We start from the raw sequence: 20173 nt of genomic DNA on the forward strand, positions 1-20173 counted from the left end.
ACGACAGGTGAAGACGACAAGGAAGACGACAAGGAAAACGGCATGGGAGACGGCATGGGAGAGCTGAGGAGCGGAAAGTGACCTCCACGAGCGCAGGCCGCGAGGCGAAGGCCCCGATCGTCGTCGGCGGGCACACCCGGATCCGCCCGTTCAACACGCGCGACACCTATCCCGAGCAGAACCTCGACAACGACCTCTGCCAGGCCGTCGTCGCCGGTGACACGGTGTACGTCCGGGGCCAGATCGGCCAGGACCTCGACACCAGCGAGTCGGTGGGCATCGGCGACGCCGAGGCGCAGGCCGAGCGGGCCATGGCGAACATCAGGATGCTGCTCGAAGAGGCGGGCAGCCGGATGGAGCACCTGGTCAAGCTGACGATCTATCTGGTCGACCCGCGCTACCGCGAGGCGGTGTACCGCACCGTGGGCCGTTGGACCAAGGGCGTCCACCCGATCTCGACCGGCCTGGTGGTGTCGGCCCTTGCCCGCCCGGAGTGGCTGTGCGAGATCGACGCCATCGCCGTGCTCCCGGGGGAGGAGCGAGCATGACGTTCTCCCTGGTCGTACGCGACGGCGAGCGGTTCGGCATCGCGGTCAGCTCGTCGAGCCCGGCGGTCGCCGCCCGGGTCGTTCATCTGCGGCCCGGGGTGGGCGCCGCCGCATCGCAGAACGTCACCGACCCCACGCTCGGCACCAGCCTTCTTGACGGTCTCGCGGAGCACGGAGACGCGGAACGCGCCCTGGCCGACGTCACCGGTGCGGAGCGGAACGCGAAGACCATCGCCTACCGTCAACTGACCGTCCTTGGCCGCTCCGGTCCGGGGTTCGCCCACAGCGGCTCGCACACCCTGGGCAGGCACGCCTCGGCGACCGCGGACGGCGCGGTGGCGGCCGGCAACCTGCTGTCCGGCGAGCACATCCCCCGCGTACTCCTCGACGCCTGGTTCACCGCGACCGGCGAGCTCGAAGAGCGGCTGCTCACCGCCCTGAAGGCCGCCGTCGTGGCCGGTGGCGAGGAAGGACCGGTGTACTCGGCGGGCCTGGCGGTCGTCGCGGACGTCGGCTGGCGGGTGACGGACCTGCGGGTGGACTTGGCCGAGGACCCCGTGGACCGGCTCGGTGAACTCCTCGCCGTATGGCTGCCGGAGCGGGACACCTATGTGCGGCGCGGACTCGACCCCGCCTCTGCCCCCTCCTACGGCGTCCCGGGCGACCTGTGACGGGCGCGCTGAAGAAGGCCGCCCGGCAGGCCGTCGACCGCCAGGCCGAGGAACTGATCGCGCTCTCCGAGCAGTTGCACGCCGACCCGGAGACCGCATGGCAGGAACACCGGGCCGCCGCGGCCGTACCCGAACTGCTCGACCGCGCCGGATTCGACGTCACCTCGTCCTACGTGGGCCTGGACACCGCGTTCCTCGCCCGGTTCGGCAGCGGGCCCGTACGGATCGCGCTGTGTGCCGAGTACGACGCGCTGCCCGGCCTTGGCCACGCGTGCGGGCACAACCTCATCGCGGCCAGTTCGGTCGGCGCCGCGCTCGGCCTGGCCGCCGTTGCCGACGACGCCGGACTCACCGTGGAGGTCTATGGCACTCCGGCCGAGGAGGGTGGCGGCGGCAAGATCGAGATGCTCGACCGCGGCGCGTTCACCGGGGCCGACCTCGCGATGATGGTGCACCCGGCGCCGGTGGACGTCGCCGAGGCCCGCCCGTTCGCCGTCAGCCACTCCAGGATCTCGTACACCGGGAAGTCCGCGCACGCCGCCGCCTACCCGGAGGCCGGGATCAACGCGGCCGACGCTTTCACCGTGGCCCAGGTCGCCCTCGGTCTTCTGCGTCAGCAACTGCCGCCCTCGACCCGGGTGCACGGCGTGGTGACGCACGCCGGGGACGCTCCGAACGCCATCCCGGAGCGTTCGACCGGACGCTGGTACGTCAGGGCCGAGACGCTCGCCGAACTGGCCGAGCTGGAGCCACGCGTCATGCGGGCCTTCGAGGCGGGCGCCCTCGCGACCGGCTGTGACCTCGAGGTCGAGCCGGAGAGCAAGCCGTACGCGGAGTTCCGCACGGACGAGACCGCTCTTAGGCATTACCGTGCCAACGCCCTTGCCCTGGGGCGGGAGTTCGCCCCGCCCGGCCGGGCCGCACGCATGAACCGCGCCTCCACCGACATGGGCAACGTCTCGCAGGTCGTCCCGGCCATCCACCCCTACATCGGCATCGGCTCCCTGCCCGCCACCAACCACCAGCACGAGTTCGCCGCCTACTGCGTCGGCGGGACAGCTGAGCGCGCCCTGCTCGACGGGGCGATCGCACTGGCCTGGACCGGCGTGGACCGAAGCGGCAGATAGGTGCCGCATAGGGTCGGGCACGGATACGGATACGGACACGGTTCACCGGGCGCAAGGGGCTCGCATGACGTCACCGCTGGGTTTCACCCTCGCTCAGCTCCGCTACTTCCTGGTCGCCGCCGAGTGCGGATCGATGACGGAGGCGTCGCAGGAGCTGCACATCGCGCAGTCCGCCGTGTCCGCGGCCATCCACAACCTCGAGCGGGAGCTGCGGGTGCAGCTGTTCATCCGCCGACGGGGCCGCGGCCTGACCCTGACCCCCGCCGGTGAGCGGCTCCAACAGCAGGGGCGGGATCTGCTGGCCCGCGCCCGCGAGGTCGAACGCGAGGCCCGGGGAGACGGCGGGACCATCTCCGGGCCGGTGGCCGTTGGCTGTTTCGTGACCCTGGCCCCGTTCTACCTGCCGTCCCTGTTCAGCGAGTGCACCAGACGCTATCCGGGCATCGAGATCGACGTGGTGGAGGCGGAGACGGACCAGCTCGTCCACGCCCTGGCGGCGGGACGCATCGACTTCGCCCTCACTTACGACCTCGGCCTGCGGGCGGAGCCGGAACTGCACAGCGAGACGATCGCCCGCGCCCCGGCCCATGTCATCGTCGCGGCCGACCACCCGCTGGCCGCCCAGGAGAGGGTGCGGCTGACCGAACTGGCCACGGAACCGCTCGTCCTCCTCGACCTTCCGCACAGCCGCGACTACTTCCGCTCCCTGGTGGCCGCCACCGGCACCGCCCCCGATGTCCGCTACCGCACCCAGAGCTACGAGACCGTACGCTCCCTGGTCGCCCGAGGACTCGGATACTCCGTCCTCAACCAGCGGCCCGCGACCGGCCAGACGTACGGCGGCGGAGAGATCGCGGCACTTGAGCTCCTCGACGCGGGACCGCCGCTCGAGGTCAGGATCGCCTCCGTGGCGGGGATGGCGCAGACCGCCCGCGCTCGAGCGCTGATGGACCTGCTGCGGGAGATCGCCGCCCGGCCCACCGAGGTCTGAGGAGCGGTCGCCTCGAGCATTGCGGACCTCCGGGGACCCCCGTCGAGGACTGCGGACCTCGGGGCACCCCCGTCGAGCACTGCGCACCTCCGGGCACCCCTGTCGAGCCCTACAGCTCGGCGCAGCCCGTCACCGCCCGAGCGTGCGCAAGGATCAACTCCCGGGCCCGGTCCGGCTGCAGAGCCGCATTGTGGCTGACGATGTGCAGGCCGTAGCCGTCCTCCAACGCCACCAGGCCGTGTGCCAGATCGTGCGCGGACGCGGCGAGGGAGAACGCCCCGGTCGCGGCGCCGACCTCCAGGGCGGTGGTGTAGAGCGCCACCTCGCGGGCGAAGAGCGAGGTCATCAGTTCGGCATGGCCAGGACTGCGCCCGGCACGCCGGTGCAGCTGGTACAGCAGCCCGTGGACCGGGTCCTCCGCGCTGTCGGGCAGACCACTGTCGAGGAGCGCACGCAGTCGCGCCGCGGGATCCCCCGATGCCACTGCGTCGTACGCACGCTGCCGGGAGCTCAGGAAGCTCTCCACCGCTCCCCGGTGCACCTCGAGCACGAGGTCGTCGAGCTCCGGGTAGTAGTAGAGGACCGAGCCCTGGGAGACGCCGGCCACATCCGCGATGTCCCTGATGCGCAGGCCCTCGAGGCCGCGCTGCGCGATGGCCTGCCCCGCGGCGGAGACGAGAGCCTGCCTGCGCGCCGTCTGATTGCGTGGTCTGCCGACTTTGCCCATGGCGGTTAATTCTCTGTTACCCGGACCATCTTTCGCAACAAGTTCCGGTCGAGAGCATTGACGGCTCGTGCCCTCATTGTTTGAATCTCATCTCAAAGAATTCGACTGGACCGCTCTCGTCGAGCTGCCTCGCCGCAGCCCTGCCCGGCCGCTCCGGGCAGCACCTTCGCCCGGCCCTCCGACGCCACGAGCATCCGGACGAGCGCCGACTCTCCCGGCCCCTTCAACGCAATCGAAGGCCACAGCATGACGACGCACTCGCACTCGCACTGGCGGCAGCGTGCCGCCGAACTCGCGCCACGTACCCGCCTCTTCATCGGCGGAACGTGGACCGACCCCGCTGACGACTCTGCCGACCGGTGGCTCCCCACCGTGAACCCCGCCACCGGCAAGACCACCGCCCATGTGGCGGTCGGCTCGGCCGCCGATGTCGACCGGGCCGTGTCCGCGGCCCGCACCTCCTTCGAGGACGGCCGCTGGTCGCGCACCGCCCCCGCCGAACGCAAGCGCGTCCTGGCCGAGCTGGCCCGCCTCATCGAGGTCCACGGAGAGGAACTCGCTCTCTGTGACACCCTCGACATGGGAAAGCCCATCGCCGAGTCGTACGGCACCGACTTGCCCGGCGCCGCCGGTGTCTTCTCCTGGTACGCCGAGGCCGCCGACAAGCTCTACGACGAGGTCGCACCGGCTCCGCCCGGCAACCTCGCCCTGGTGCGCCGCGCCCCGCTGGGCGTCGTCGGCGCGGTGGTGCCCTGGAACTTCCCGCTGGACATCGCGAGTTGGAAACTGGCGCCTGCCCTGGCAGCCGGGAACAGCGTCGTCCTGAAGCCGGCCGAGCAGTCACCGCTCTCGGCGCTGCGCCTGGCCGAACTCGCCGCGGAAGCGGGGCTTCCTGACGGTGTCCTGAACGTCGTCCCCGGCCCCGGCGAGGTGACCGGCCGGGCACTCGGACTCCACCCGGACGTCGACACCCTGGTGTTCACCGGCTCCACCGCTGTGGCCAGACGATTCCTCGCCTACGCGGCCGAGTCGAACATGAAGCAGGTGTGGCCCGAGGCCGGCGGCAAGAGCCCGAACCTGGTCTTTGCCGACGCCGACCTGGAGGCCGCCGCGGAACGTGCCGCCTGGGGCTTCGCGTACAACGCCGGGCAGGTGTGTTCCGCCAACACCCGCCTGCTCGTCGAGGCGTCCGTCGCCGAGGAGTTCACGGACCGGGTCGCCGAGCACGCCCGCACCTGGCTGCCGGGCGACCCGCTCGACCCCACCACGCGTCTCGGCCCGCTGATCGACGAGGCCCAGGTGGCACGCGTCCTGGACGCGGTGCGCTCCTCGGGCGCCACGCTCGCCTGCGGCGGCACCCGTCCCGACCGCGACGGCTCCTACCTCGACCCGACCGTCGTCACCGGCCTGACCCCCGACGCCCGACTCGTACGCGAAGAACTCTTCGGCCCCGTCCTGACCGTGCTGCCCTTCCGCGACGAGGCGGAGGCGGTCCGCCTCGCGAACGACTCCGCCTACGGCCTGGCCGCGTCCGTGTGGACGCGGGACCTGGGCCGCGCCCACCGCGTCGCCGACGCCCTGCACGCGGGCACCGTCTCCGTCAACACCGTCGACGCGCTCAGCCCCTGCACGCCCTTCGGCGGCTTCAAGCAGTCCGGCCACGGCCGCGACCTCTCCCTGCACTCCTTCGACAAGTACACCGGCCTGAAGACCACGTGGATCGCCTACGGCTGACCGGGCCCGCCACCGAACCCACCCACGCCTTCGAGCAAGAGAGGCACCACCCATGACCCTCGACGCCGCGGACCTCGCCCGCCTCGACCGAGCGCACCTCATCCACCCCTACCTGCCGGGCAGCACCACCGAGCGCATCGTGATGACCGAAGGATCGGGCTGCCGCCTGACCGACTCCGAGGGCCGCGGCTACCTCGACGCCACCGGCGGCCTCTGGCTCGCCCAGGTCGGCCACGGCCGCACCGATCTGGCCGACATCGCCCACGAGCAGATGACGAAGCTCGAATACTTCACCAGCTTCTGGGAGTTCTCCAACGACCGCGCGATCGAACTGGCCTCCCGCCTCGCCGCCCTGGCCCCCGACCCGCTGAACCACGTGTACTTCACCTCCGGCGGCTCGGAGGGCAACGAGGCGGCGATCAAGATGGCCCGCTACTACCACCACCGCCGCGGCGACCGCAGCCGCACATGGATCCTGGCGCGCAGCAAGGCGTACCACGGCATCGGTTACGGCGGCGGCTCGGCCACCGGATTCCCCCTGTATCACGAGGGCTTCGCCCCGATGATGCCGCACGTCTCGCACCTCACCCCGCCGTGGCCGTACCGCACCGAGCTGTACGACGGCCAGGACCCCACCGACTTCCTCATTCGGGAGCTGGAGGAGCGGATCGCGGAGATCGGTCCGGAGAACATCGCGGCGATGATCGGCGAACCCATCATGGGCGTCGGCGGGATGCTCGTACCGCCCGCCGACTACTGGCCCCGGGTCCGCGAAGTCCTCGACCGGCACGGCATCCTGCTCATCTTCGACGAGGTCGTCACGGCGTACGGACGTGTGGGGGAGTGGTTCGCCGCCCAGCACTTCGGCATCACCCCCGACATCATTGTCACCGCCAAGGGCATCACCTCCGGGTACGTCCCGCTCGGCGCCCTGCTCGTCGGTGACCACGTCGCCGAGGTCCTGCTGCGCGACCATGGCTTCCCCATGGGCTACACGTACAACGGCCATCCCGTCGCCACCGCCGTCGCCCTCGCCAACCTCGACATCATCGAGAACGAGGGCCTGCTCGCCCGCGCCACCCGCCTCGGCGCCTTTCTCCACGCCGAACTCGCCGCCCAGCTGGGCGACTTGCCGATCACCGGACAGATCCGCTCCGTCGCCATGATGCTCGCCGTGGAACTCGTCGCCGACCGCACCACCCGCACCCCTCTTCCCCTGAACCCCGAACTGATGCCGCACGACGTCATCCGCCGCGAGACCGGCGTCATCGTCCGCGACTCCGCACACAGCCTCGTACTGTCCCCGCCACTGATCATGACCGAGACCGAGGCCAAGGAAGCGGCCTCCGCCCTGCGCAGCGTCCTGGAACGCACCGAACCCACCGGCGAGATCCGCCCCGCCTGACACCCCGGGAGGCCCGGTTACCCCCACGGGCCTCCCGCCCCCGCCCCGACACGGAACCCCCACGCCGTCGCCGCGCCCGTACGTACGCACCGCTCGCAGTCCCCGCCTCCTGCCCTAGGAACTGCCCGTGTCCTCCAAACTCACCACCCTCGCCCCGCACCCACCCCACACCGGCACCACCGTCCTGCGCCGCAGCCTCAAGCGCTTCGACATCACCGCCATGGCCGTCGCCGCGGTGATCTCCTTCGACACCGTCGGACAGATCGCCACCGGCGGCGGCGAGGCCGCCACCTGGACGGCCGCCATCGCCCTGTTCTTCCTCGTCCCCTACGCCCTGCTGTTCGCCGAGACGGGCGCCGCGTTCCCCCAGGAAGGCGGCCCGTACGTCTGGGTGAAACTCGCCCTCGGCCGCTCGGCCGCCGCACTCACGACGCTCTTCTACTGGGTCACCAACCCGATCTGGCTGGGCGGCTCCCTGGTGTTCCTCGCCGCCGAGACCTGGGACGGCTTCGTCTTCCACCTCGGCTCGGGCACCGTCGCCGACTACACGTTCAAGCTGGTGTTCATCTGGATCGCCATCCTCACCGCGGTCGTCTCCCTCAGCCGCGGCAAGTGGATCACCACGGCCGGCGCGGTCGTGAAGGTCCTCTGCCTCGCCCTGTTCACCGTCACCGCCGTGCTGTACGGGGCACAACACGGCTTCCAGGGCCTCGCCGACGCCCGCTTCACCCCGACGACCGCCGGATTCCTCGCCCTCGTGCCGATCCTGTTGTTCGCCTACGTCGGCTTCGAAGCCCCGAACGCCGCCGGCGAGGAGATGCACGACCCGCAACGCGACGTGCCCGCCGCTCTGGGCCGCTCCGCGACCGTCGCCGCATGCTGCTATCTGCTGCCGGTCCTCGCACTCCTGGCCGTCGTACCCGCCCAACAGGTCACCGGCGTAGGCGGCTTCATGGAGGGCGCCCGCCTCGTCTTCGGGGTCTACGGCGACGCGGCCGGACCGCTGCTCACCCTCACCGCCACCATGTTCGTCTTCGCGCTCCTCACCCAGGGCAGCGCCTGGATGATCGTCAGCGACCGCATGCAGGCCATGGCCGCCGCCGACGGTGGCTTCTTCACCCGCGCCCTCGGCGCCTTCCACCCCAGACTCGGCACACCGGTACGCACCAACCTCCTCTCCGGAGCCGTGGCCACGGTGTTCATGCTCGCCGCCATGCACCTCGTGGACGGCGACACGGGAGCCGTCTTCACCGTCGTCCTCACCGTGGCGGTCACTACCTTGCTGCTGTCCTACCTGGTGATCGTCCCCGCACTGGTCGTCCTGCGCCTGCGCCGCCCGGACGTCACCCGCCCCTACCAAGTCCCCTTCGGCAACCGAGGCTTCCTCACCTGCGCGGCCCTGGTCTATGCCTGGATCCTCATCGGCTCCTGGTCGGCACTCTTCCCCGGCGTCCTGGAAGGCCTCTTCGGCATCGACTACGTCTTCCACGACATCTGGGGCGTCTCCCGCCTCTCCTTCGAGGCCTTCACCCTCGGCACCGTCGCGGTGCTGCTGCTCGTCGGGGCCGCCGGTCTGTCCCTTGCGCGCCGCGCGGGCCCGGCACCGGTCGGCGCTGGCGCGGACTCCTAGTCGTGCCGGTCGCTGCGCTTCCAGGAGCGAGGCAGCGCTAGCCTTGCCGATCTCAAATCAGTTGCGGGCATGCCGTGACCGACCGAACCATGGGCGGCATGAGCAGCGGCTACGTGGTCAGGGACGTGCGGGTGGAGTCGGCCTGCCGACCTGCGATCCGGGCAAGCTGCGACCGAATCGTCACACGGGAGACGCCGACGCATGAATACGCCACCATCGCCACCTGGAGCGGAGGGAACTGACGGGTCATCCGTCCGGATCGGCGCTCTCGTTCCGCTGACTCGGCCCGGCTGGGTCGAGGCGGGCCAACACTTGCTCGCTGGACTCGAGTTGGCCGTTCGCGAAGTCAATGAGGGCGGCGGGATCGTCGGGAGACCACTCGAGCTGGTGGTGCGAGACACCGCGGCTGATCCGCGGAGGGCCGCGGCGGCCGTAGATGAGTTGGCCGCCCTGGGTGTGGCCGCCTTGGCGGGGGAGTATCACAGCGTTGTCGCTCGCGCCGCCGCCGCCAGGGCCGACGCCCTCGGTGTGCCGTTCCTCTGCTCGTCGGCGGTTCTCGACGCGCTCACCGAACAGCCGACGGACTGGGTCGCGCGCCTCGCCCCGGCGCAGTCCCGCGGCTGGCAGATCTACGCGGACTTCCTCCTCGGCGCGGGCCACAGTCGCATCGCCGTAGCAGCCGAGCCGAGTGTCTACTGGGCATCCGGTGCTCGCGTGCTGTGCGACTACCTCGCTCCACGCGGCGGCACCGTCACCGAACTCGACATGCGCGCGCTCAGCCCCACGGCGGTGTGCGACGAACTCGTCAAGAACCGCGCGACCGCCCTCCTTCTCCTGGTCGGCCACCCGGACCCAGCGGTGCCGATCGTCAAGGCGGTCCGCCGCGACCAGCGCCTCGCCGAGATCATGGTGGGCGCTCCGGCCGGACAACCGGAGTTCGCCGAATGGGCGACGTTGCTCGCCGACGACGGCGCCGCGATCCCGTTCTTGCGCTACCTGCCCGAGCGCCTCACCCCACTCGGTGCACGAGTCGAGACGGCCCTGAGCAAACAGCTCGCCGAAGCGCCCTCCTTCGTCGCCTTCGAGGGCTACGACACGGTCGCCGTCCTCACGGAGGTACTGCGCTCGCACGGCACGGACCGGACGCGCACCGCCGAATCCTGGCCGCGCGTCGCAGTCGAAGGCACCCGCGGGCAGATCCAGTTCTCCCGCACGCCCGGCATCAGCGTTTGGCAGTGGGCTTGGGCGCCGATCCAAGTCGTTGAACGAGATCCGGCGGACCCCGATCGCTTCCGGATCCTTCACAGCGGCTGAGGGGGCAGGGAGGCCCAAGAGGCGGCGACACAGCCCACGGGGATATTACCTAAAGTAATAGACTCGCTGCGTATAGTGACGGACGCCGACGCCTGATCACCACCCGATCCACGGGCATCCGACCGCCGCGCAGGCATCGCTACTCAGACGTACGCCGCAGGGATCAAGCGGCGCCCCACCCCCCTCTGCTGCGCCGGCCCCGGCCGTCTGCAGGAAGGAGCACCGAAGGTGAAGCTTCAGCGGAAGAGCGGACCGTGCACCCTGGCGGTCGGCGCGACGGTTGTCTCCGGCGCCCTGCTCCTGACTGCCTGCGGTGGGAACGGCAACTCGCGTCCCTCCGGCACCACGCCCACGGCTACCTCGCCCGTCACCAAAGGTGCCGACGGTATTAAGTGCGGCAAGGCGGCCACTGTGTCGGCTTCCGGCTCGTCCGCGCAGGAGTTCGCGATGAAGTTCTGGATCAAGAACTACAAGCGGGCCTGCCCGGATACCCGGATCAGCTACGAAGCCAATGGCTCCGGTGCCGGTCAGACCGACTTCCTGAAGGGCAGAACCGCCTTCGCGGGTTCCGACTCCGCGCTGAGCGCCGACCAGATCACCGAGTCCAAGAGTGTCTGCTCCAACGGCGGTCGGGCCGTCCACCTGCCGGTGCTCGGCGGCCCGATCGCCATCGCCTACAACCTGCCAGGGGTCAGCAAGTTGGTCCTGGACGCCCCCACACTCGCCAAGATCTTCGACTCGCGGATCACGAAGTGGAACGACCCGGCGATCGCGAAGCTCAACCCCGAAGCCAAGCTGCCGTCGACGCCGATCCAGGCGTCACACCGCTCCGATTCCTCCGGCACGACGGACAACTTCACCTCCTACCTGAGCGCCGCCGCACCGAGCGCCTGGCCGCACGGGCACAACAAGGAGTGGAAGGCCGAGGGTGGCAAGTCCGCCGATGGTTCCTCGGGCCTGGTCGAGCAGGTGAAGAAGACCGAGGGGGCGATCGGCTACGTCGAGCTGTCGCATGCGATCGCCGGCAACATTCCCACGGTCGCGATCGCCACCGGCGGCCCCGCTCCGGTCAACGCCAGTGTCCTCACGGCCTCCAAGGCGATCGCCGAATCGAAAATCGCCGACTCCGGTGACGACCTCGTACTCGAGCTCGACTACACCACCAAGGCCTCGAACGCCTACCCGATCAACTTGGTCACGTACGAGATCGTCTGCGATAAGGGCAACAAGCCGGAGACATGGTCCGCCACCAAGGCGTTCCTGACGTATGTCGCCAGCGCGAAGGGCCAGGAGGACCTGAGCTTCCAGGGCTACGCGACGCTCCCCGCCACCATCGTGAACAAGGTCCGCAGCAAGATCGACAGCCTGTCCTGACCGACGTGGCCGCGGCAGTCGACCAGGGAGGCAGCCATGACCCCACTGCGCCACCTGATCGTCCTGCGGCACGCCAAGTCCGCCTGGCCGGACGGCGTCGCCGACCACGACCGGCCCCTCGCCCCGCGCGGCCGCCGGGACGCACCAGCCGCCGGACAGTGGCTCGCCCGAGCTGACTACCGCCCCGACCAGGCCCTGTGCTCCACCGCCCTGCGGGCCCGCCAGACCTGGGAGTTGGCCTCCGCGCAGTGGGACACCGTCCCGCCCGTGCGGTACGACCAGCGGCTGTACGCGGCAGACGTCCCCGCCCTGCTCCGGGTCGTACGCGAAACACCGGACGAGACCGGGACGCTGCTGTTGATCGGCCACAACCCCGGCCTGGAAGACCTCATCCTCACCCTGGCCCGCGACGATCACGACGATGCGCTCACCCGCGTGCGTACGAAGTTCCCCACGTCCGCGATCGCCGTCCTGACCTGGCGCGGCACCTGGCCCGCCCTCGCGCCCGACGCCGCCCTGCTCACCGCGGTCGCCGTCCCGCGCGGGAAGAAGACTTGAGGGTGCGGCCGACCGCGACGCCGAAGCACGCAGGGCGTGTGCGTCGGCGTCGTGTTCGGCGAGCCCTTCGCGGGGCACGAGCAGGTTGAGGCGCCGACCACCGCCACTGACGCGCCTCCTCCCCGTGTTCGGGTGCGGGCTGCACGTGTCCGAGCCCTTCCGCCGGGCCGGAACACAGCCGACCCTCCCAGGCGTTGTAACGGGCGAGGGCAAGCAAGGGGGATGCTCATGTCGTACGACCCATTCGGCGCCGCCTATCCCACGCCGCGGCCGACGCCCCCGGAGCGTCGGGGCCGCGTCAAGACCGCTGCCATCGTCATGCTCGCCTGGCTGGCGCTGCTGTGGCTCCTTGAGGTGATCGACGCGGCGAGCGGCCATGCCCTCGACACCTTCGGTGTCTCCCCGCGTGAGGTGGGCGAGCTCCGCGATGTCATCCCCTCGGCCTTCCTGCACTTCGGCTTCGACCACCTGCTGGCGAACAGCGTGCCGCTGCTCATCCTCGGCTTCCTCGCCGCGCTCTCCGGGGTACGCTGCTTCGCCGCGGTCATAGCGGTGATCATCCTCGCCAGTGGCCTGGGCGTCTGGCTCACGGCCCCGGCGTACTCCGTGACGGCCGGGGCGTCCGGCGTGGTCTTCGGACTCTTCGGCTATCTGCTGGTTCGCGGCTTCGTGAACCACCGTCCCGCGGACGTCCTGATAGGCGTGCTCGTCCTCGCGCTGTACGGCTCGATCCTCCTGGGCGCGCTGCCGACGGCGGCGGCGGTCAGTTGGCAGGGGCACCTGTTCGGGCTGCTCGGCGGGGTGGCGGCGGCGTTCCTGTTCCAGCACGGGCGCCGGGAGATACGCCCACCCGGCGTTTGACCCGACAAGCCCGCCAAGGGGGCCGTGACCACCGACCGAACACCGAGCCTCCCCGCCGCCGCACGTCCGGTGTCGGCTACGGCTTGATGTCGTAGAGGACGTTGAAAGGGTCATCCGCCGTGGAGCGGACTACGTCGCTGAAGCCAGCCTCGGCGCTCAAGCTACGTACGACCGACTCGGGCATACCGCACGTTCCGAGGGCGGCTCCGCCGTTCGCGAGCGACGTGGTCATGCAATAGAACATGCTGAACCCGTAGAACATCGCCGCAACGGGACCCACGTTGTCCTCGGGCCGGTCCTCGCAATTGATCTCAAGCATCAGGTAGTCGCCGTCATCCTTGACCGCGGCCCTGATGGCGGCAAGAAGCCGCTTCGGTTCCGCCGAGTCATGGATGACGTCAAAGGTGGTGATGAGGTCGTAGCGCTCCGGAAGCCCCTCGGCGGCATCGACCGTCTCGAAGGTCACGCGGTCGGCGACACCGGCCTTCTCCGCGTTCGCCCGGGCACGTTCCACCTGGCCCGGGAAGTTGTCGAAACCCGTGAAACGGGAGCGGGGAAACGCCTTGGCCAGCACGATCAGGGCGCGGCCCGCGCCGCATCCCACGTCCGCGACGTCGATACCCCGTTCCAGCTTCTCGATGACGTGCGGAAAGGTACTCAGCCAGTCGTCGACCATGACGCTCTCGAACCAACTGCCGGTGAAACGGCTCATGCCGTCCCACAGCGAGTCCGGGTAGTCGCTCTGTCGTACGCCTCCGCCACGCCGGAACGCCTCACTCAATCGGTCGTAGGGCGCCAAGGCTGCGGGCATCATCTGGTAGAGGCCGCCGAGGAACATGGGCCCTGATTCATCGGCCAGGGCGGGGGCGTGCTCGGCGGGAAGGGCGAAGCGCCCGGGCTCCGGTTCCTTCAGATAGCCCGCGGCGGTGAGCCCTCGCAGCCATTCGCGTACGTAACGCTCATTCAGGTCCAGGCGGTCCGCAAGCTCCTGGCTGCCGACGGGGCCATGGGCCGCGAGGTCCTTGAACAAGCCCAGCCGGTCGCCCAGGTGACACAGACCGACCGTCATCGTCCCACTGAAATCCCCGAGCGCCTTCTCCATGAAGGCCTCGACCTTCGCTTCATCCAACTCGCGCTGCGCCACCACGCTGTCCCTCCTGGTCGACCACGATCTCCGAGTGCTCACTGCCCGGAAAGCACAGCACCGGGCCGCTCCCTTGCGTCGCCGCCACGACGGGCAGCGACGCTCGGGCCGGATCGCCTCACCCAATCCGAGCATCGGACGCGCAGAGGGAGCAGAGGGCGTCAGCAGGGGCCCTGCGGGCGATGAGCCGCCCGCAGGGCCCCTGTCGTGCGTGCGGGATCTGTCAGCAGCGCCGCTCCGAGTACGCCTGGGACGGCTGCGGGGCGCCCGCGGGGCGCAGCGTGCCGACGCCCGAGGTGCAGTGGGTGACCGTGTCGGCCGGGGCCGACCAGAACTCCTGCTGCGTGGTGGCCTTCCAGCCGTTCTTTCCGTGGACCGTGTCGTCGTCGTAGCTGTAGACGCCACCGGTCACGTCATACGGGGCGGCATTGGCGCGGAAGCTCTGCCACACCCACACGTAGCCGTAGTTCTCCTGGCACTCCTTGGAGTAGAACTGCTTCACGGACGCGATGGTCGCACCACCGCGCTTGATGTACCCCGTCGTGCCGATCGGCACCGCGTCATCACAGACGCCGGCCACCTGTGCGGCCTTGCTGGCCGGATTGCCGTCGGGGGACGGGGCGGTGCTGGTCCGCACGTCCTTCACCTGCGGGGTTGCCCCGCCGCCGTCGCCGGCTGCGTGGGCCGCTCCGGCTCCGGCCGACAGCAGGGCCAGGGCGCAGACCGCGGCGGTGAGCGAGGTTCTGGTGAACCGGGCTGAACGCATTGCGAGTTCCCTCTCTGAGCTGACAAAGCATGAGATTCGGGATATGCGCGCGCATACGTTGGTCGCCCGGTAAGACCCATGGGTCCGCTGATGGGTTGTACGGCCTCCTCGGCGAGAGCCTGGGCTTCGCGGTTCGATGCCGAGCGGATAGATCGAGGGGTGTTCACGGAACGGCAGTGGACCGCCGTACGGACGCCACCGGGCCCCGCGAAGGAGCGCCCCTCCCGTCCCGCCCCTAGCGTGGGAGGCGACGGCGCCGCGGCACCCCGCGCGCGCCGCGACCGCACGGCACTGCGCTCCCGCCCGCAGCTCGCGAGGGTCGAGGAAGAGGCCCGGATCGAGCTGGGGCGCGAGGAGGAGGAACCTCATGCCCATCGCCACCGTCAACCCCGCCACGGGCGAGACGATCAAGACCTTTGACGCGTTGACGCCCGAGGAGGTGGAGCGGCGGCTCGCGGCCGCCGACGCGGCGTACCGGGCGTACCGCCTCGCCACCTTCGCCGAACGCGCCGGTCTCCTCGAGCGCGCCGCCGACCTGCTCGAGCAGGACGCCGAGACCGCCGCGCGCACCATGACCCTCGAAATGGGCAAGACGCTGAAGGCGGCCCGCGCGGAGGTCGCCAAGTGCGTGAAGGCGCTGCGCTGGTACGCCGCGAACGCCGAGGCGCTCCTCACGGACGAGGAGCCCGCGCGGGCGGACGTCGAGGACTCCGGCGCGTCCCGGGTGCGCGTGCACTACCGGCCGATCGGCCCGGTACTCGCGGTGATGCCGTGGAACTTCCCGCTCTGGCAGGTCGTACGCTTCGCCGCCCCCGCCCTGATGGCGGGCAACGTGGGCCTGCTCAAGCACGCCTCGAACGTGCCGCAGACCGCCCTCTACCTGGAAGATCTCTTCCGCCGCGCGGGCTTCCCGGACGGCTGCTTCCAGACGCTCCTCATCGGCTCGGGCGCCGTCGAAGGTGTCCTGCGCGACGAGCGGGTGGCGGCCGCGACCCTGACCGGCAGTGAGCCCGCCGGGCGCTCCGTGGCCTCGGTCTCCGGTGACGAGGTGATGAAGACCGTCCTGGAACTGGGCGGCAGTGACCCCTACATCGTGCTGCCCAGCGCCGACATCGACCGCGCGGCCGAGACCGCCGTCACCGCGCGCGTACAGAACAACGGCCAGTCCTGTATCGCCGCCAAACGCTTCATCGTGCATGCCGATGTGTACGACGCCTTCCGTGACCGATTCGTCGCAGGCATGCGGGAGTTGACCGTCGGCGACCCCACGGACGACGACACCGACGTCGGGCCGCTCTCCTCCGAACAGGGCCGCAAGGACCTGGAGGCACTCGTCGATGACGCGGTGGACAAGGGCGCGGCGGTGCTGTGCGGCGGACGACGTCCCGAGAATCTGGGCCATGGCTGGTACTACGCCCCCACGGTCCTGGCCGACATCACCGACGAGATGCGCATCCACCGTGAGGAGGCATTCGGCCCGGTGGCCGCGCTGTACCGGGTGGGGAGCGTCGCCGAGGCGGTGGAGCTCGCCAACGACTCGCCGTTCGGGCTCAGTTCCAACGTCTGGACGCGCGACGAGGAGGAAATGGACCGCTGCGTACGCGACGTCCAGGCAGGCGCCGTCTACTTCAACGGCATGACCGCCTCCCACCCCGGCCTCCCCTTCGGCGGAGTCAAACGCTCCGGCTACGGACGGGAGTTGGCGGGCCACGGCATCCGCGAGTTCTGCAACGCCACGACGGTCTGGTACGGCCCACTCGACACCTGAGGCGGCAGCTCGCGCTGGGCGGGTTCGGGCCCGGGGACGGCTAAGCCGAGGATGCTCCGCCCTCCGTCTCTCCGTCCTCAGTGTCTCCGCCCTCTGTCTCTGTGCGCTCTGTCTCTGTGCCCTCCGCCCCCTTCAGCCGACGCCGCCGCGCGCTCGATCTTCAGCCCAGGGCCGCTGCCGCGACCCGGAGGTCGGACACCAGGCCCGCGTATACCTCCTCGCGGTTCTCGTCGGCGCGCAGCACGGCCGAGGGGTGGATCGTGGCCACGACCCCGTCGGCCTCAAGGCCGCCCGGGGGGTCGAGCACGGTGCCGCGCTCCTGCGTCACGCGGAAGCCGGAGCCGTACAGCGCCTTGCCCGCGGTGGCGCCGAGCGTGATGACCAACTCGGGTTTCACGAGGTGGAGTTCGGCCGCGAGCCACGGTCGGCACGCCGTCAGCTCGCGCAGCGTGGGCGGCTTGTGGATGCGCCGCTTGCCGCGCTCCTCCTTCATGACGAACTTGAAGTGCTTCACCGCGTTCGTCACGTACGTCTCGTCCGGGTCGATGCTCGCCTCCGTGCAGGCACGCAGGAGCAGCTGTCCGGCGGGTCCGACGAACGGTTTGCCCTGGCGGTCCTCCTGGTCGCCGGGCTGCTCGCCGAGCAGGACGACGCGGGCGGACGGCCGCCCCTGGCCGAACACCGTTTGCGTGGCATCGCGGAACAGGGGGCATCCCTCACACTTCGCGGCGGCCGCGCGCAGCTCGTCGAGGTCGGCGTCGTCGGCGTTCTCGGGAACGAAGGGAGTGGCGTCATAGGCGTCGGGTCCGGGCACGGCGTCCTCCTTCAGGCCGGGACCGACGGGCGGGCCCGTCCTCCTCGAGGGGCGTGGACCGGGTATCCGGAATGCTCCGCGGTAAACGGATAAACGGACCCCTGATCCGGCCCCGCGAACGGCCTTCGAGCAGCTTTCCAGCTGTTTCAAGTCGGGCGGCTCGGGCACCCGGCGGCATGAAGGGTGAACAGCGCATCGTCGTCACGGGAGCCACGGGGAATGTCGGCACCGCCGTCGTCCGTGCCTTGGCGGCGGACGAGCAGGTGTCCACGATCGTGGGGCTGGCCCGCCGGACGCCCGAGTGGGAGGTCCCCAAGACGCAGTGGGAGAGCGTCGACCTCAGCAGATCCCCGGGCGAGCGCCTCACGGAGCTCTTCCGCGGAGCTGACGTCGTCGTTCATCTCGCCTGGCTGCTTCAGCCCGCGCGCGATCCGAACGTCACGTGGCAGACCAATGTCCTGGGAACGATCGCCGTGCTTGAGGCCGTGGCCGCCGCCGATGTGCCCGCGGTCGTCGCCGCCTCGTCCCTGGCCGCCTACGCCCCCGGGCCCAAGCGCCCGCCCGTCGGGGAGGAGTGGTCCACGCACGGCCGACCCGATGTGGCCTATTCCCGTGAAAAGGCCTATGTGGAACGGGTCCTTGATGCCTTCGAGGCCAAGCACCCGGAGCGGCGCGTCGTGCGCATGCGGCCCGGCTTCACCTTCCAGCGCGCGTCGGCCATGGAGCAAATCCGCCTCTTCGCCGGACCGTTCCTGCCTCACCGTCTGGTGCGGCCCGGGCTGATCCCCGTCGTCCCGGATATCGAGGGCCTGGCCTTCCAGGTGCTGCACGCGGACGACGCCGCCGTGGCCTACCGCCTCGCCGCACTGGGCGACGCCCGGGGCGCCTTCAACCTGGCCGCCGAACCCGTGATCGACGCGGGGGTGCTTGCCCGACTGCTCGACGCCCGCGTGGTGCGGCTGCCCCGGCAGGCCGTCCACGCCGCCGCACGCGCCGCGTGGACGGCCCACCTCGCCCCCGTACCGCCGCAGTTGCTCGACGCCCTGCTCGACCTGCCCCTCCTGGACGCCGCCCGCGCCCGGGACCAGCTGGGCTGGACCCCGCAGCACACGGCCGAGGACACGCTCGCCGAATTCCTCACGGCCCTGCGCACCGGCGAGGGCATGCGGACGCCACCGCTCAGGCCCCGTGCGCTCCTCGGATGAGCAGGGGAAATCGGATGAGCAGGGGAAACGGCGTATGAGGCGGCCCTCCGCGCGATATCCGACGGCGCCACTGACGGGAATCTGTACAAGGACGTGGCCGCAGACTTCTGCGATACGGCCAGATGGGCCGCCCGTCAGCCGGGCGGCCCGATTCGCATCCCTCACGCGACTTCTGCGCGGGAGCGGCTCAGTCACCGACTTCCCGCTGCAGCTCTTCCTTGGTCATCTTCGAGCGGCCCTCGATGTTCTGCCGCTTGGCCTCCTCGTAGAGCTGGTCCTTGGTGCGACCGCCCGGCCCCTGACCTGAGCGCTTGCCGCCCCTGCGGCCGGACGAGATGTCCTCCTGTGACAGTTTGCTCGAGCGTTCGGCTTCGCCGCTGCGGGCGCGTTCCTTGTTGACGGTGGCGGCGGCGATCCGTTCGGCATCCCGCTCGCTGCGTCCGGCGTCCAGTTGGCTCTGCTTGATCTTCTCGTACTGCCGCTCACGCTTGCGGCTCGCTCCGGCGGGCATGACATCGCCCCTTTCGCTGTGTGCCTGGCGCAGTCGAGTACCCGCTCCCGCGGTGCCCAAGCACGGGCCGTGCGACGGGCGTACGTCCTGACCGCGGTCAGCCGTCCCGGTTGCGGTCAGCCGTCCCGATGACGCATGACGTCGGCGGGGTCCCGCCCCGTGCGTACCACGGCTTCGGCGATGTGCCGGAGCTTGACGTTCCTGTGTTGTGAGGCCCGTACGAGCATGTCGAAGGCTTGCCTGGAAGTGATCCCGTGACGCTCCATGAGGATGCCGCAGGCTTCGCCGATGCTCTGTCGTGAGGCGACGGCCGCCTCCAGCGTCTCCTGTACGCGGGCGCCGGCGAGTGCCACGGAGGCGTGCGCGGCGAAGATCTCGGCCAGTTCTTCGGCGGTGGCGTCGAAGGCCCCTGGCAGTGTCCCGTAGAGGTTGAGCGAACAGGACAGTCCCGCTACGGAGGGCAGCCGGTGGACGAGCATGGAGCCCACGCCGAGTACGTGGGCCCGGGCGGCGAAGCGTGGCCAGCGTGGCTCGGTGGCCATGTCCGGGATGCGCACGACGGGGTGTTCCGCCGCGACGTCCAGGCTGGGGCCTTCGCCGAGCTCCAGCTGGGCGAGGTCGCAGCTGTGGACCCATTCCGCGGTGAACGCCGGGCTCTCGGACGTCCCCTTGGCCCGGTGCAGCATCGCGCCCGCCCCTTCGCATCCGTCCACGGCCCAGTGGACCGCTTCGACGACCTCGGTGAGGGTCTGCTCCCAGCTGCCCTTTTCGTGCAGTTGCTGTGCCAGGTCGGCGAACATCCGTGCCAGCCCGATCGCTGATTCGTCCACGGCGCCGCTCCACGCCTTAGCCAGGTGCTTTGTGCCAGCTAAACACGGGAGTGCGCCGGGGGCGCGTGGGGAAGCCGGCCGCGGTCCGGCCACCCCAGCTGGCCCAGGGGCTGTCGTGCCTAACCGCCGGGTTGGCCTCGATTACCCGGCCTTACGCGTCGTATGCCTCTATGGGCACGTCTAGTCGTATGCCTC

General features: G+C 70.3%; 19 protein-coding genes. 13 read left to right on the forward strand and 6 right to left on the reverse strand.

Features of this window, described 5'->3' with window-relative positions:
- Positions 1–77 precede the first annotated feature (77 nt).
- The 4 genes from ACWD10_RS07270 (at position 78) to ACWD10_RS07285 (ending at position 3337) form a co-directional block, all read left to right on the forward strand.
- A complete protein-coding gene (locus tag ACWD10_RS07270) occupies positions 78–548 on the forward strand; it encodes a RidA family protein (RefSeq protein ID WP_451087946.1) in 471 nt (156 codons plus the stop codon).
- A complete protein-coding gene (locus ACWD10_RS07275) occupies positions 545–1219 on the forward strand; it encodes a DUF1028 domain-containing protein (protein WP_451087948.1) in 675 nt (224 codons plus the stop codon). Before ACWD10_RS07270 ends, ACWD10_RS07275 begins: the two co-directional genes overlap by 4 nt.
- Positions 1216–2346 (forward strand): M20 family metallopeptidase, encoded by a 1131-nt coding sequence (locus ACWD10_RS07280; RefSeq protein WP_451087950.1) that lies wholly within the window; start codon positions 1216–1218, stop codon positions 2344–2346. Before ACWD10_RS07275 ends, ACWD10_RS07280 begins: the two co-directional genes overlap by 4 nt.
- 64 nt (positions 2347–2410) lie before the next feature.
- A complete protein-coding gene (locus tag ACWD10_RS07285; protein WP_451087952.1) occupies positions 2411–3337 on the forward strand; it encodes a LysR family transcriptional regulator in 927 nt (308 codons plus the stop codon).
- Between the two features lie 109 nt (positions 3338–3446).
- Here ACWD10_RS07285 and ACWD10_RS07290 read toward each other — a convergent pair whose 3' ends face one another.
- Positions 3447–4064, reverse strand: coding sequence for a TetR/AcrR family transcriptional regulator (locus ACWD10_RS07290; RefSeq protein ID WP_451087954.1), 618 nt, complete (start codon positions 4062–4064; stop codon positions 3447–3449).
- Positions 4065–4310: 246 nt separating this feature from the next.
- On the opposite strand from ACWD10_RS07290, the gene ACWD10_RS07295 reads away from it, so the two are divergent.
- The 7 genes from ACWD10_RS07295 to ACWD10_RS07325 all read left to right on the forward strand — a co-directional run bounded on the left by ACWD10_RS07295 (position 4311) and on the right by ACWD10_RS07325 (position 12940).
- Positions 4311–5798, forward strand: coding sequence for an aldehyde dehydrogenase (locus ACWD10_RS07295; RefSeq protein WP_451087956.1), 1488 nt, complete (start codon positions 4311–4313; stop codon positions 5796–5798).
- A gap of 52 nt (positions 5799–5850) precedes the next feature.
- Positions 5851–7203: an aminotransferase family protein gene (locus ACWD10_RS07300; RefSeq protein WP_451087958.1), complete on the forward strand. Its 1353-nt coding sequence runs from the start codon at positions 5851–5853 to the stop codon at positions 7201–7203.
- 127 nt (positions 7204–7330) lie between these two features.
- The gene (locus ACWD10_RS07305) at positions 7331–8833 is read left to right on the forward strand and encodes an APC family permease (protein WP_451087960.1); all 1503 of its coding nucleotides are present in this window, start codon (positions 7331–7333) and stop codon (positions 8831–8833) included.
- 201 nt (positions 8834–9034) lie between these two features.
- Positions 9035–10147, forward strand: a complete 1113-nt coding sequence (locus ACWD10_RS07310) for an ABC transporter substrate-binding protein (protein WP_451087962.1) — start codon at positions 9035–9037, stop codon at positions 10145–10147.
- A gap of 228 nt (positions 10148–10375) precedes the next feature.
- On the forward strand, positions 10376–11521 hold the full coding sequence (gene pstS / locus ACWD10_RS07315; RefSeq protein WP_451087964.1) for a phosphate ABC transporter substrate-binding protein PstS: 1146 nt from the start codon (positions 10376–10378) through the stop codon (positions 11519–11521).
- Positions 11522–11557: 36 nt separating this feature from the next.
- Entirely contained in the window at positions 11558–12079 is a 522-nt protein-coding gene (locus ACWD10_RS07320) for a SixA phosphatase family protein (protein ID WP_451087966.1), read from the forward strand.
- Positions 12080–12307: 228 nt separating this feature from the next.
- Complete coding sequence (locus ACWD10_RS07325; protein ID WP_451087968.1) at positions 12308–12940, forward strand: rhomboid family intramembrane serine protease; 633 nt, start codon at positions 12308–12310, stop codon at positions 12938–12940.
- A gap of 76 nt (positions 12941–13016) precedes the next feature.
- On the opposite strand, the gene ACWD10_RS07330 is transcribed toward ACWD10_RS07325, so the two are convergent.
- Positions 13017–14087, reverse strand: coding sequence for a methyltransferase domain-containing protein (locus ACWD10_RS07330; RefSeq protein ID WP_451087970.1), 1071 nt, complete (start codon positions 14085–14087; stop codon positions 13017–13019).
- Positions 14088–14307: 220 nt separating this feature from the next.
- The gene (locus ACWD10_RS07335) at positions 14308–14850 is read right to left on the reverse strand and encodes a hypothetical protein (RefSeq protein ID WP_451087972.1); all 543 of its coding nucleotides are present in this window, start codon (positions 14848–14850) and stop codon (positions 14308–14310) included.
- A 367-nt stretch (positions 14851–15217) separates the two neighbouring features.
- Here ACWD10_RS07335 and ACWD10_RS07340 point away from each other — a divergent pair, with 367 nt between their 5' ends.
- Complete coding sequence (locus tag ACWD10_RS07340; RefSeq protein WP_451087974.1) at positions 15218–16618, forward strand: NADP-dependent succinic semialdehyde dehydrogenase; 1401 nt, start codon at positions 15218–15220, stop codon at positions 16616–16618.
- Between the two features lie 160 nt (positions 16619–16778).
- Here the strand turns inward: ACWD10_RS07340 and ACWD10_RS07345 are convergent, their stop codons facing one another.
- The gene (locus tag ACWD10_RS07345; protein WP_451087976.1) at positions 16779–17432 is read right to left on the reverse strand and encodes a UdgX family uracil-DNA binding protein; all 654 of its coding nucleotides are present in this window, start codon (positions 17430–17432) and stop codon (positions 16779–16781) included.
- A gap of 176 nt (positions 17433–17608) precedes the next feature.
- Between ACWD10_RS07345 and ACWD10_RS07350 the strand changes: the two genes are divergently transcribed.
- Positions 17609–18637 carry an NAD-dependent epimerase/dehydratase family protein gene (locus ACWD10_RS07350; protein WP_451087978.1) on the forward strand — a complete coding sequence of 343 codons (1029 nt, stop codon included), beginning with the start codon at positions 17609–17611 and terminating at the stop codon, positions 18635–18637.
- Between the two features lie 187 nt (positions 18638–18824).
- On the opposite strand, the gene ACWD10_RS07355 is transcribed toward ACWD10_RS07350, so the two are convergent.
- On the reverse strand, positions 18825–19148 hold the full coding sequence (locus ACWD10_RS07355) for a plasmid stabilization protein (protein ID WP_451087980.1): 324 nt from the start codon (positions 19146–19148) through the stop codon (positions 18825–18827).
- Between the two features lie 116 nt (positions 19149–19264).
- Positions 19265–19978: a GAF and ANTAR domain-containing protein gene (locus ACWD10_RS07360; RefSeq protein ID WP_451087982.1), complete on the reverse strand. Its 714-nt coding sequence runs from the start codon at positions 19976–19978 to the stop codon at positions 19265–19267.
- Between the last annotated feature and the right edge of the window lie 195 nt (positions 19979–20173).

The organism is Streptomyces sp. NPDC002851, assembly GCF_053591935.1.